Origin of the sequence: Kribbella sp. NPDC005582 (assembly GCF_040605415.1) — a bacterium.
Classification (GTDB): Bacteria; Actinomycetota; Actinomycetes; order Propionibacteriales; family Kribbellaceae; genus Kribbella.
In genome coordinates, this window is the sequence record NZ_JBEXCU010000003.1 from 476,926 (window position 1) to 488,860 (window position 11,935).

At 69.5% G+C, this 11,935-nt stretch carries 15 protein-coding genes; 9 read left to right on the plus strand and 6 right to left on the minus strand.

The window, feature by feature from the left end:
- The first annotated feature begins 27 nt into the window (after positions 1 to 27).
- Positions 28 to 1,608, plus strand: coding sequence for a PQQ-binding-like beta-propeller repeat protein (locus ABZS29_RS20035; RefSeq protein ID WP_355463755.1), 1,581 nt, complete (start codon positions 28 to 30; stop codon positions 1,606 to 1,608).
- A gap of 11 nt (positions 1,609 to 1,619) precedes the next feature.
- Positions 1,620 to 2,420, plus strand: coding sequence for an alpha/beta hydrolase (locus ABZS29_RS20040; protein WP_355463756.1), 801 nt, complete (start codon positions 1,620 to 1,622; stop codon positions 2,418 to 2,420).
- Here the strand turns inward: ABZS29_RS20040 and ABZS29_RS20045 are convergent.
- Genes ABZS29_RS20045 through ABZS29_RS20055 form a run of 3 tightly spaced genes read right to left on the minus strand, consistent with a single transcriptional unit; the run spans position 2,392 to position 4,077 of the window.
- Positions 2,392 to 2,841, minus strand: coding sequence for an SRPBCC family protein (locus ABZS29_RS20045; RefSeq protein ID WP_355463757.1), 450 nt, complete (start codon positions 2,839 to 2,841; stop codon positions 2,392 to 2,394). The two genes, ABZS29_RS20040 and ABZS29_RS20045, sit on opposite strands and share 29 nt — an antisense overlap.
- A complete protein-coding gene (locus ABZS29_RS20050; RefSeq protein WP_355463758.1) occupies positions 2,841 to 3,074 on the minus strand; it encodes a hypothetical protein in 234 nt (77 codons plus the stop codon). Before ABZS29_RS20050 ends, ABZS29_RS20045 begins: the two co-directional genes overlap by 1 nt.
- A 52-nt stretch (positions 3,075 to 3,126) precedes the next feature.
- A complete protein-coding gene (locus ABZS29_RS20055; protein ID WP_355463759.1) occupies positions 3,127 to 4,077 on the minus strand; it encodes a zinc-binding dehydrogenase in 951 nt (316 codons plus the stop codon).
- Positions 4,078 to 4,157: 80 nt separating this feature from the next.
- On the opposite strand from ABZS29_RS20055, the gene ABZS29_RS20060 reads away from it, so the two are divergent.
- Both ABZS29_RS20060 and ABZS29_RS20065 read left to right on the plus strand, forming a co-directional pair.
- On the plus strand, positions 4,158 to 4,733 hold the full coding sequence (locus ABZS29_RS20060; RefSeq protein WP_355463760.1) for a helix-turn-helix domain-containing protein: 576 nt from the start codon (positions 4,158 to 4,160) through the stop codon (positions 4,731 to 4,733).
- 90 nt (positions 4,734 to 4,823) lie between these two features.
- Complete coding sequence (locus ABZS29_RS20065; protein ID WP_355463761.1) at positions 4,824 to 6,122, plus strand: serine/threonine-protein kinase; 1,299 nt, start codon at positions 4,824 to 4,826, stop codon at positions 6,120 to 6,122.
- Here ABZS29_RS20065 and ABZS29_RS20070 read toward each other — a convergent pair.
- Positions 6,119 to 7,582, minus strand: coding sequence for an SDR family oxidoreductase (locus tag ABZS29_RS20070; protein WP_355463762.1), 1,464 nt, complete (start codon positions 7,580 to 7,582; stop codon positions 6,119 to 6,121). The genes ABZS29_RS20065 and ABZS29_RS20070 overlap by 4 nt on opposite strands.
- A gap of 31 nt (positions 7,583 to 7,613) precedes the next feature.
- Here ABZS29_RS20070 and ABZS29_RS20075 point away from each other — a divergent pair, with 31 nt between their 5' ends.
- From ABZS29_RS20075 to ABZS29_RS20090, 4 genes are all read left to right on the plus strand, one after another.
- Entirely contained in the window at positions 7,614 to 8,114 is a 501-nt protein-coding gene (locus tag ABZS29_RS20075; RefSeq protein ID WP_355463763.1) for a TspO/MBR family protein, read from the plus strand.
- Between the two features lie 29 nt (positions 8,115 to 8,143).
- Entirely contained in the window at positions 8,144 to 8,566 is a 423-nt protein-coding gene (locus ABZS29_RS20080) for a hypothetical protein (RefSeq protein ID WP_355463764.1), read from the plus strand.
- A gap of 78 nt (positions 8,567 to 8,644) precedes the next feature.
- A complete protein-coding gene (locus ABZS29_RS20085; RefSeq protein WP_355463765.1) occupies positions 8,645 to 9,106 on the plus strand; it encodes an SRPBCC family protein in 462 nt (153 codons plus the stop codon).
- Positions 9,107 to 9,359: 253 nt separating this feature from the next.
- Complete coding sequence (locus tag ABZS29_RS20090) at positions 9,360 to 10,085, plus strand: GAF and ANTAR domain-containing protein (protein WP_355464409.1); 726 nt, start codon at positions 9,360 to 9,362, stop codon at positions 10,083 to 10,085.
- Here the strand turns inward: ABZS29_RS20090 and ABZS29_RS20095 are convergent.
- Complete coding sequence (locus ABZS29_RS20095) at positions 10,051 to 10,557, minus strand: hypothetical protein (RefSeq protein WP_355463766.1); 507 nt, start codon at positions 10,555 to 10,557, stop codon at positions 10,051 to 10,053. The two genes, ABZS29_RS20090 and ABZS29_RS20095, sit on opposite strands and share 35 nt — an antisense overlap.
- Before the next feature lie 58 nt (positions 10,558 to 10,615).
- Between ABZS29_RS20095 and ABZS29_RS20100 the strand changes: the two genes are divergently transcribed.
- On the plus strand, positions 10,616 to 11,314 hold the full coding sequence (locus tag ABZS29_RS20100; RefSeq protein ID WP_355463767.1) for a GAF and ANTAR domain-containing protein: 699 nt from the start codon (positions 10,616 to 10,618) through the stop codon (positions 11,312 to 11,314).
- A gap of 56 nt (positions 11,315 to 11,370) precedes the next feature.
- Here ABZS29_RS20100 and ABZS29_RS20105 read toward each other — a convergent pair whose 3' ends face one another.
- Positions 11,371 to 11,928, minus strand: coding sequence for a hemerythrin domain-containing protein (locus tag ABZS29_RS20105; RefSeq protein ID WP_355463768.1), 558 nt, complete (start codon positions 11,926 to 11,928; stop codon positions 11,371 to 11,373).
- Positions 11,929 to 11,935: the final 7 nt, after the last annotated feature.

Sequence of the window (11,935 nt, forward strand, 5' to 3'; positions counted from 1 at the left end):
CCCATTGGTCTGCAATGATCGTCTGCTGTGACTCGGTTTCGGGGATGGCAACGAACAGCTCTCGTCGCGCTGGCGACTGTGGCGGCGGTGATCGCCGCCATGGTGGCCATCGCGGCCACCCAATCGCCCTGGCGAACGGCGAAGGTCGGCTCGGACCACCTCTGGCTGGCGGTGACGCTGGCCGTGCTGGCGGTCGTCGCTGTGCCGCTGTTGTTCCGCTACTCGCGGCGGCGCGGGCGGACCTCGCGGCTGGTGGGCGGCGGCGTGATCGCCGTCGGACTTCTCGGCGTGGTTGCTGTGCTGGTCCTGGCTCCGGACACGAATCCGGCCATCGGAGTCGGATGGCGAGTGCCTCTGGTCTTCGCCTCGGCGGTGCTGCTGATCGTCGCCGGTGCCGCGGCGCTGGCCGCATCGCTCAGCGCGGAGCCCGCCGGTGCGCAGTGGCTTCCGGCCATAGCAGTCCCGGTCGTCCTCGTGCTGCTGATGGTCTTCGCCGTGGAGCCGGGCGGGCGTGCGTACCTGCTGGACACCAATGAGAGCCTCAGTGGTCCCCGCGGCCCGGTCGAGTCGAATCCGCGCTCGGAGCTGACCGGCGAAACAGCTTGGTCCAGCCGGTCCTTCGGCTACACCTCGGACGGCTTCCGCAACGCCATCAGTACGCCGTCCGGCATCGCGACCGCGCGGACGACCGGAGCCGTCGAGATGCTCGACCCGGTGACCGGCGTACTGCGTTGGCGCTACTCGCGCTCGGACGCCACCGGCGTACCGGATCTCTCGCTGATCGACGGCGGTCGCCTCCTGCTCGCCGAGTTCGACGGCGTCGGGTACCTCGTGCTCGACGCTGCCACCGGCGCCCGCAAAAGCGCCTGGCCGTACGGCACTCGGGACCACGACATCCAGAACGCGGATCCGCTGCTCACCGGCGAGACCGTCGGTAAGGGGTCCGACAAGCTGCGCGGGGTCGATGCCGACGGCAATGATCGGTGGACCTTCGAGCCCGGACGCTGCACCACCATCAGTGCGACGGCCACGGCGGACACCGCGCTCGTCTTCCTCAACCGCAGTTGTGGCAAGGCCAATGAAGTGCTGGCGCTGGACGTTCACAGCGGCCGGAAGCTTTGGGATCACGGCAGTGAATGGCTGCGCGACTCGCTGGTGAGCGGAGGACTGTTCGTCGGTCTGCGGTCGAGCAAGGAACTGGCCGCGGTGGAAGCCCGTACCGGCGACGTCAAGTGGCACCGGGATCTCCCGTCCGGCCTGGGCTGCGACACGCAGATCGAGCAGGCGGGCGCCCAGATCGTGGTGCTCAACTGTCCTGCGGGCAAGGACAAGATCCAGACCGTGGTGACGGTGATCAATGCTGCGGACGGCAGCGTCGCGTGGCAACAGACGGGTTCGCTCAATCGGGAGCGCCCTGCGGTCACGGCTGACGCCCGGGTGGCGTCGCTGATGCGGGCGACCAATGGAAGCTGCGAGCTGCACGTCATCGAGCAGTCGGGTTACCGCAAGGCCGTCGTACCGGAGGATGTTCGGTGCAACCTAGGTGTCCGGGCCGTGGGGAACACGGTCATCGCCCGCGGTGAGGACACGATCATCGGCCTGCGCTAGTGTCCGCAAGCATGTTCGATGTGCGAGGCAGAACCGGTGAGCTGGCGTGGTACCGAACCGATGAGGCGCCGGTCGAAGTCGCCTTCCTGCACGGCTTCTCCGACTCGGCACAGTGCTGGGAGCCGCTGATCGGAGCGCTGCCCGGCGTGCGGGCGCTGGCCGTCGACGCACGTGGGCATGGGGAGTCCGGCCTCCCGGACGAGCCCATCCGGTACGACGCCCTCTGCGCCGACGCTGCGCTGGTGCTGTCCGACCAGCCTCGCGATGGGGGAGTGGTCGTGGTCGGGCACTCGATGGGTGCGATGACGGCCGCCTACCTGGCTGCGGCGCGGCCGGACCTCGTCCGTGCGTTGGTCATCGAGGACCCGCCGACCGGTCAGGCAGGCGAGCGGCCGGACGTGGCCTGGTCATTGCCGACCTGGCTGGAGTCGTTGCGGGCACTCGACCTGCCCGCACGGATCGCGCAGGGCCGGTCAGACGAGCCCGGCTGGGCGGCTGACGAGTTGGAGCCCTGGGCCGTGTCGAAGGCACAGGTCAACCCGCGACTGTTCGAGCAGACGTACCAAGACGGAGCCGCGCTGACGGACCTGCTGGCGAAGATCACCTGCCCGGTGCTGCTGATTCACGGCGACACCGAGCGCGGCTCGCTGATCTCCACCGAGTACGCCGACCAGTGCGCGCAGGCGGCCGGCGGCGAGTTCCGAGCGGCCCACCTCGCCGGTGCCGGTCACTCGGTGCGCCGCGACAACCGCCCGCAGTACCTCGAAGAGCTTTCGGCCTTCCTCAGGAGGTTCGCTCGAACGAGGTCTTGATCGCGCTCAGCGTACGCTCGAGTTCGTCGTTGATCACCGGATCGGCATCGTGCTCGGTGTCCAGCCGTACGGCGAGGCGCGACGTACCGTCCGCGACGAACTCGACCTCGAGCTCGCCGTGGTAGTCGTGATCACCGGGAACACCCCAGCGGATCGTGCGACTCTCCTCGACCACGTCGATCCAGGCCTCGCTCCGAACGGTCTGACCGGAAGGCTCGTCCGCGGTCACCTCGACCTCGTGATGTGCGGGCTCGAACGGCCGCCGCGCTTCGAGGCCTTGAGTCTCCGCGGGCGGCGGCGTGGTCGAGCGCAGCCCAGTCAGCCGGGGCAGGTAGTGCGGGAGCTGACCAAGATCGGACAGCGCGTCGAACAGGATGTTCGGCGCTACGTCCACGGTCGTCGCCGCTTCGTAGTGGGCCATCAGTCCGGCGGCTCGATCGGCTGACCTTGGTCGCCGGTGGTGACGTCCTCGTCGCTCGGTGTCCGCCGCGGCGTGTTGGGCTGCGGACCGGGCGAAGGGCGGCCGTCGTCGTGATCGACTTTGTCGAAGTCGTGGTCGCCCTGTTCGAGCTTGCCGCTCTCCAGTGCGTCGTTCACCTCGGTGTCACTCGCGGTCCTGCGGTCGTCGTCCGGACTCGGTCGGTCGAAGCTCATGGCTGCTCTCCAGTGGGTTGCGTGCCGTTGCCGCTCCGGTATCCACGGAGATTCAGGGTGTGAGCACGATCCGGCCGAAGACCTCGCCCGCGTCCATCCGCTGGTGCGCGTCGGCGGCCCGATCCAAGGGCATGACGTCATGCACCACCGGGTCCAGCTCACCGCGCGCCGCGGCGGCGAACTGATCGCGGCGTACCGGTCGCCGGGCGGACACCGGAATCGTGTCGAGGCTGAAGGTTGCCACCGACAGCGACCTTCGGAAGTGCCGGACCAAGTGCTCGGTGAAGTCGTCCGGCGGTGGCCCGGCCACGACGCCGAGCAGGACCAGCCGGCCGTTCGGCGACAGCTTCGGCAGGAACGCCGGGAGCTCCGGTCCCGCCACCACATCGAGGATGACGTCGTACGTCGCGGGTCCGTCGCCCTCGCCGGAGCGATCGAGCACGTGGGTCGCGCCGAGGTCGCGGAGGCGCCGGCCGCGGTCGGGCGACGAGGTCGTCACGGCAACCGCCGAAGCTTCGGCGGCGAGCTGGACGGCCAGCAGACCGATGCTGCCGGCGGCACCCCGGACGAGCACGGACTCACCGGGCGCGAAGTGCGCGTGCTGTAAGGCGAAATGCGCGACGGAGCCGGAACTGCCGAGCGCCACGGCCGCCTCGTTCGTCAGTTCCGCGGGGATCCGTTCGAGGTGTTCGACCGCGGCGACGGCCTGTTCGACGTACCCGCCGCCAGTGCCGGTGAAGGCCCAGACCCGCTCACCGATCCACGAGCGATCGACGTCGGGACCCACCTCCGTCACCGTCCCGGCGACCTCCGAGCCCAGGATGATCCCGCTGCTGAAGCCGAGGCCGCCGAGTGTTCCGCGGCGGATCACGGCGTCGACACCGCCCACGCCGATCGCCTCGACCGCGATGCTCACCTGGCCCGGGCCGGGGGCCGGAGCCGGCACCTCGACGACTGCCATCCCGTCCGGGGCGCCGAATGTCTGGACTGCTACTGCCTTCACCGGGGTCTCTCCTTCGTCTGTTTCGACCGACCTTTCGGACGTTAACGGACGCCTGCGTCCGGTTAGGTAGAGTGAGAGAAATGAGCGTCGAACTCTCTCACTCGCTGCGCGCCGACGCCGCGGACAATCGCGAGCGGATCGTCACAGCGGCGTACGAGCTGTTCGCGACCGAGGGCCTGACGGTGACGATGCGCGAGATCGCCCGGCGGGCCGGTGTCGGTCCGGCGACGCTCTACCGGCACTTCCCGACCAAGCAGGAGCTGGCGGCGGTGGCGTTCGCCGAGCAGGTGCGGACCTGTCACCTGGTCGTCGAGGACGGCCTGGCCGAGCCGGATCCGTGGGTCGGGTTCTGTCAGGTGATCGAACGGATCTGTGAGCAGAACTCGCGCAACCGGGGGTTTACCGAGGCGTTTCTCGCGACCTTCCCCGAGATGGCCGATCTGCGGACGCATCGGGAAGCGACACTGGGCGCTGTCGCCGAGCTCGCGCGGCGCGCGCAGCGGAGTGGTCAGCTGCGCGCGGACTTCACGCTGGACGACTTGGTCCTGATGCTGTCGGCACACCGCGGCATCCCCGGCAGATCACCGCAGAGCCGCCGCCAGGCGTCGCGCCGGTTCGCTGCCCTCACGATCGAGGCCTTTCGCGCGCGCGACTGAGTTCGTGGCGAGTTGGTCGCTTCTAGTAGCCTCGTGGGTTGGCGCTCGGATGAACGGGTTGCTGTGTCGATGGGTGGGTACGAGGAACGGATGTTGATCGCAGGGCGGTACCGGCTGGGCGCGTCACTCGGACGCGGCGGCATGGGGGAGGTGCATCGCGCCACCGACGAGGCATTGGGCCGTGTGGTCGCGGTGAAGACGATGCTCCGGTCGAGCACGGACCCGTCGGCGGCCGAGCGCTTCCGGCGGGAGGCGCGCGCAGCAGCCCGGCTGAGCGACCCGCACATCGTGGCGGTCTACGACTTCGGGCAGTACGAGGAATCGTTCTACCTGGTGATGGAGCTGGTCGAGGGCCGATCGGTGGCTGCCGAGCTGGCCGCGAGCGGCCCGCTGCCGTGGGAGCGGGCGGTCACGATCGTCGAGCAGGCCGCGGCCGGGCTCACCGCCGCGCACGCCGAGAACGTGATCCACCGCGACATCAAGCCGAGCAACCTGATGGTCGCGACCGACGGGACGGTCAAGGTCGCCGACTTCGGCATTGCGCAGCTGCCCGGCGGTGAGACCAGCGAGCTGACCATGACCGGTCAGATCCTCGGCAGTCCGTACTACCTGGCCCCGGAGCGCGCGCAGGGCCTGGCCTCCGGGCCGGAAGCAGACGTCTACGCGCTGGGTTGCGTCCTGTACGAGCTCGTCACCGGCCGGCCGCCGTTCATGGGTGACCATCCGACCGCTGTGCTGTACCAGCACGTGGACACCGAGCCGGTTCCGCCCAGCCAACTGCGCCCTGAGCTGGCCGGTCCGTTGGAGGGCATGCTGCTGCAGATGCTCGCCAAGGATCCGGCGCAGCGTCCGACAGCCGCCGAGCTCGCCGCAGGCAACTGGTCGCCGACCGTGCCGGTCGTGGCGCCCACCGAGCCGCTGGCACCCACGCCGGTTGAGCCGGTCCCGCCGGTGGTTCCGGCGTCGACGGCACCGCGATCGCGGACGACGTGGCTGATCGCCGCCGCGAGCGTGCTCGTCATCGTCGGCGCCATCACGACCGCGATCCTGCTGCAGAACCGCGGCGACGACCTGCCGCCGACCGTCGACATCGGCCCGCGGCCGAGCACGAGCGTTACCACGTCGAACACGCCGTACCCGACCGGCCAGACGCAGTCCGGCGCGACCAGTCGACCGACGCAGACTCAGTCGACCACGCCGTCGGCCACCCCGACGCCGACGCCTACGCCGACCCCCACGCCGACGCCGACTCCGACCCCCACTCCCACCCCGACGCCGACGAAGTCGGACACCCCGACGCCCACGCCGACGCCGACCCCAACACCCACTCCGACGCCGAAGCCGACGAAGTCGGACACGCCGACCCCGACCGGCACTCCCCAGCCTTAGTCTCCGGCGGCTGCTTCGGCGATGTTGCGTTGCATGCCGCCGAACACGATGCCGTGGAACGGTTTGATCGCCCACCAGTACAGGTGGCCCGGCAGGCCTTGAGGGTGGAAGAGGGCGCGTTGCCGGAAGACCGTGAGACCGGCGTCGTCCTGATCGATGACGAGCTCTAGCCAGGCCAGCCCCGGGAGCCGCATCTCGGCACGGAGCCGGAGCAACCGGAGCTCTTCGACCTCCTCGACGCGCCACCAGTCGAGCGGATCGCCGACCGACAGGTCGTGCGGATTGCGGCGACCGCGGCGCAGGCCGGGACCGCCGAACAGGCGGTCGAGCAGCCCACGGGCCCACCAGCCCAGCCGCCACGAGTACCAGCCGTTGCCGCCGCCGATGCCTTCGATCACGGTCCAGAGCCGCTCGGGAGTAGCCCGTACGACGCTCGCCCGCTCATCGACGTACAGCGAACCACCGGACCAGCGCGGATCGCTCGGCAGCGGGTCGCTCGGTGCGCCGGGGGTCGCGGCCGACGCCCAGGTGGTGGAGACATCGAGCTCCTGGACCTTCTTCAGCGCGAGCTCGACCGCGCGGTCGAAGCCGATCAGGCCGGGCTCGGGATCGGCGACGTACTTCGCGATGTCGTGCTCCTTGCAGACGACCTCGTGGATCAGACTGTCGACCAGCGGGCGCGCGATACTGCTCGGCACCGGCGTGACGAGCCCGACCCAGTGACTCGACAGCGAAACGGTGAGCAGCGGGAGCGTGATGATGCGCCGGTGCTTGAGCCCGGCGACCTTCGCGTACCGCTGCATCATCTCGCGATAGGTGAGGACGTCGGGGCCGCCGATATCGAAACCCCGGCTCACGGCCGGCGGCATCGCCGCGCTGCCGACCAGATAGTGCAGCACGTCGCGGACGGCGATCGGCTGGATCCTCGTGCTCAGCCAGCGCGGCGTCACCATCACCGGCAGCCGATCGGTGAGGTGCCGCAGCATCTCGAACGACGCGGACCCTGACCCGAGGATGACGGCCGCCCGCAACACCGTGACCGGTACGCCGGACGCCAGCAGGATTTCGCCGACTTCGCGCCGCGAGTCCAGGTGCGGCGACAGCTCCTCGCCCTCCGGATAGAGGCCGCCGAGATAGACGATCCGTCGTACGCCGGCCTCCCGGGCGGCGGTCGCGAACGTCAACGCGTTGTGCCGGTCCCGAGCCTCGAAGCGACGGCCGGTGCCCAGCGAGTGGACGAGGTAGTAGGCGACATCGACATTGGCCATGGCGGCCCGCAGCTGCTCGGCATCACCCGCGTCGGCCTCGGCGATCTCGACGTCGCCGTACCAGGGGCGGTCGCGGAGCCGTTCAGGATTGCGGGCCATCGCGCGGACGGCGAATCCGGCCCGCAGGAGCTCCGGCACCAGCCTTCCGCCGATATAGCCGGTCACGCCGGTCACCAGAGCTCGTTGCCGCATGCGCGGTCAGTACCCAGGGTACGGAGGAGCCATGAATCGAAGCGAAGGCGTGCTGCCGCAGGGCCCGAGGATGCCGGCATCGATCGTCGCGCTGGCCGCGTTCGGCCTGGCGGTGGCCGCGGCGGCGCTGATCGGCGTACTGGCTGTCACTGACACCTCGGGCGAGTACGCCGCTCTGGAGCAGCCGGGGTGGGCGCCGCCCAGCTGGTTGTTCGGGCCGGTCTGGACCGCGCTCTACGTGATGATCGCAATCAGCGGGTGGCTGGTCTGGCGCAGTACCGGCTGGACGTCCCGCCTGATTCCGTACGGCGTTCAGTTGGTGCTCAACGCCATCTGGACGCCGCTGTTCTTCGGGGCCGGTCTCCGTGGGCCGGCGTTGATCGAGATCGTGCTGCTGTGGCTCGCGATCGGATGGACGGTCGCGACCTTCCGCAAGGTCAGCACGACGGCGGCCTGGCTGCTGGCGCCGTACTGGCTGTGGACGACCTTCGCGACCGCGCTCAACGCGGCGGTGTGGACGCTGAACCGCTGACGGTTTCGTCGCCGGGTACTTGCCCGGACATGAGTGATGAGTTGCCTGCTGAGCACCAGCGTCCCGACGGTGTTGACCATGCGACCGTGGAGGCCGTCGGAGCCTTCACCCTGGCCATGGAGACCGCGATCCGGGCCCGGGGCGCGCTGTACGAGTTCCACCAGCTGACCGGCAAGAGCGACAACGAGGTGATCCGCGCTGCCAAGATGCTGCGCGAGGCCGGCCACGAGTCGGTGGCCGACGAACTCGAGCGCGAGATGGTCGGCCGCAACCTCAACGACCGTCGTTGGACGTTCCAGATCGTCGAGGACTACGAGTCGACGTACTACGAACCGTTCGTCGAGCGGCATCGCCGGGTCGTCGACAAGTTGGTTGCCGGTCGCAAGCATCAGCGCGAGGCCGAGATGAAGGCGGACGAAACCACGCCAGGCGCGCCGGACCAGGGTTTCTGAGCAGCCGGATTCCTTTTCGAACGGAGCTGGTGGGGAACCGGGGGCTGGAAGAAGCCACCCCGAAAGGAGCTCAGCATCATGGGCAACACCACCGAGTCCGTGGACGTCGAGGCGCCGATCCGCGCCGTCTACAACCAATGGACGCAGTTCGAGTCGTTCCCGCAGTTCATGACCGGGGTCGACGAGGTCCGGCAGCTCGACGACACGCACACGCACTGGGTGACGAGCATCGCCGGGGTCAAGCGGGAGTTCGACGCGACGATCACCGAGCAGCACCCGGACGAGCGGGTCGCCTGGAAGTCCGACACCGAGCCGCGGCACGCCGGCGTGATCACCTTCCACCGCCTGGACGACACCACGACCCGGGTGACGGCGCAGCTGGACCTCGATCCGGAGGGGATCGCCGAGCACGTGGCCGACAAGGCCGGGATGATCACCGGCCGGATCAAGGGCGACCTGGCGAAGTTCAAGGAGTTCATCGAGGCCCGCGGCGCGGAGACCGGCGGCTGGCGCGGCGACATCGACCGGCCGGGCGCCTGATCGGAGGGTGGCGCGGTCAGGGAAGACCCAGCGCGCCGTTCTCGCCGCACTTCAACTGCGCCGCGCCACCAAGCTGCCCACCGGTCTCCAGGTCTAAACCCAGATTCGCCGACGCAGGGCCAGGCGGCAAGAGCCCCGGGTCGGCCCGACGTTGTCAGGCGGGGCTGGTGTGTGGTGTTCGGCTGTGGGAGGCTGGACAGGCCTGTTGAACCCAGCAGACGTGACTGCGACGCGTCGTGGCCTGGAGCGGCGGATGGCTGTTGGCGACCTCGAATTCTCTGCGGCGGCTCAGCCGGTGGACGGCGGGCAGGCCGAACTGTTCGCGCGTCTCGCGGTGGAGCTGCACGAGTCGGGTGGTGTGACGGAGACGGTGCAGGCCGTCGTCGAGTTCGCCCTGTCGGCGCTGAGTTGCTCGCACGCGGGAGTCGCGCTGTGCGTCCACGGCAAGCCCGAGGTCCCGGCCTCGACCGACCCGCTGGTCGCGGAGATCTACGAGTGGCAGACGGAACGGCGGATCGGGCCGCTGATCGAGGCGATGGGTGAGCATCGCGCGCTCCTGATTCGCGACACCGCGACGGCCGGGCGCTGGCCGGAGTGGTCGGCGAAGGTGCTGTCGCTCGGGGTCCGCAGCGTCCTCGACATGCCACTGACGACGGCGACCGGCACCGTGGGCGTGCTCTGCCTGTACCACGTGCAGCCCGACGCGTTCGGCCTTGATGACGAAGCTGTGGCGGCGATCCTGGCCAGGCACACTTCGGTGGCGGTCGCGACTGCCCGCAGGGAACAGGGCATGACGGCGGCCGTCGACGCCCGCAAGCTGGTGGGGCAGGCCATGGGAATTCTCATGGAGCGCTATGACGTGGATGCCGATCGGGGCTTCGCCATCCTCAAGCGCTATTCCCAGGACTCCAACACCAAGCTGCGCGACGTCGCACAGCGGCTCATCACCACCCGGAGCCTCCCAGGCTGGCGAGCGTGATCGCTCGCGAGGCGTGCGTCGCCAGCAGCTGCACCGACGACTCCCAGCTCGAGACCAGACCAGACCGCGCCTCGGAGTAGATCGTCAGTACGCCGAGGGTCGCGCCGGCCGCGGAGAGCCGGGCGGCGGCGTACCGGCGGAAGCCGAGAACCGCGACGTGGGAATGCCAGTTCGGCCAGCGCGCGGCGGACTCGAGATCGCCCACCAGGAACGGCAGCGTGCCGGTGAGGCAGGGCCACGACGGTCCCTCGCCGAGAACGACCTGCAGGTGGTCGGCCTCGGCGACGGCGAGATCGGTACTCCCGGCCTCGACCGGGCGATCGGCGCCGGTCCGCAGGATCAGCCCGAGGTGCTCCGACCGCACGCAGAGGGCGGCCAAGGCCGCTAGCGTGGACACGATGTCCTTCACCTCGACCTGATCGGTCAGGGCGGCAGCGATCCGCGCGAACTCCCGAGCCTCTTGCCCGTGCATCGCGAGCCGGTGCCCGGTCAGCCGTAGAATAAACGCCTCACAATCGAGAGAGTGAATCATGGATTCACGGACGCTGGTGGCGGCGATCGACGAGGTCGCCGCGTCGTTGGCGCAGCCGATGGATCTGGATGCGACGCTGGTCCGGATCACGCACGGTGCGGTCGAGGCGATTCCGGGGATCGACTCCGCCAGCATTTCGATCACCGCCAAGCACGGCGAGATCAGGACGCTCGCGCCGACCGACCGGCGCGCGACCGAGGCCGATGAGCTGCAGTACAAGCTGCGGGAGGGCCCGTGCTACTCGGCCGCGAAGGGCGTGCCGGTCGTCCAGGTCGACGACCTGGCCACCGATCCGCGCTGGCCGGAGTACGGGCCGCGAGCGGTGGCGGCGTTCGGGGTGCGGTCCCAGCTGGCCTTCCAGTTCAACGCCGAGCCGGACGCCCGCGGTGCGCTGAATCTGTACGCGAACCGTTGCGATGGTTTCGATCCCGAGACCCGGCATCTGGCGGCGATGTTCGCGCGGCTGGTCGCGATCGCGCTGGGCTGGGCGCAGCACGACGACAACCTGAACCAGGCGTTGCTGACCCGGCAGCGGATCGGTCAGGCGATCGGGATCGTGATGGAGCGTTACCACCTGGATTCGGACCGGGCGTTCGCGTTCCTGGTCCGGGTCTCGCAGGCCGGGAACGTCAAGCTCCGGGACGTTGCGGACGGCATCATCGAGGACACGATCGGCAGAGCGGAACCGGAGCGGTAGAGCGTTCGCGCTGGGCACCGCCGGGCGGACGCGGGTGCGTCCGCCCGGCACCGGTCTCAGCTCTCGCCCGCTGCTTCGACCTTCTTCTTCAGCTGGTCCTTGGACAGGCCCGACGTACCGGAGATGTCCGCGTTCGTGGCCTGCTGCGCCAGCTGCTCACGGGTCATGTCGCCCGGCTGCTCGCCGAGGTGCTCCTTGCGGCTGGCGGCGAAGGCCTCGCCCAGCTGTGCCCGGCGTTCGTCGGACAGGTTCGAGCGCATGCCCGGCAGGACCTTGGTCTCTTCCTCCTCGACGTGGTGCGAGACCGCGTCGATCAGGTTCTGCAGGGCGGTGTCGAAGTCCGGCGAGGTGGGGTCGGTCGCGGCGAGCTTGGCCAGCAGCTGGTCGGCCTCGATGTGCTCCTGCTGGCTGTGCGACACCTCTTCCTTCTCGCCGGCCTCTTCGGCGGCGACCGGGTAGACCTCGGCCTCCTCGGCGCGGCTGTGGGCGGTCAGCAGCGTCGTCAGCACCGGTAGCAGGTTGGGGCGCTTCTCCGGGCTGTCCTTGAGTTCGTCGAACAGGCGCTCGACCTCACGGTGGTCCTGCATGATCAGGTCCACGACGTCTGCGGACATCACAGTC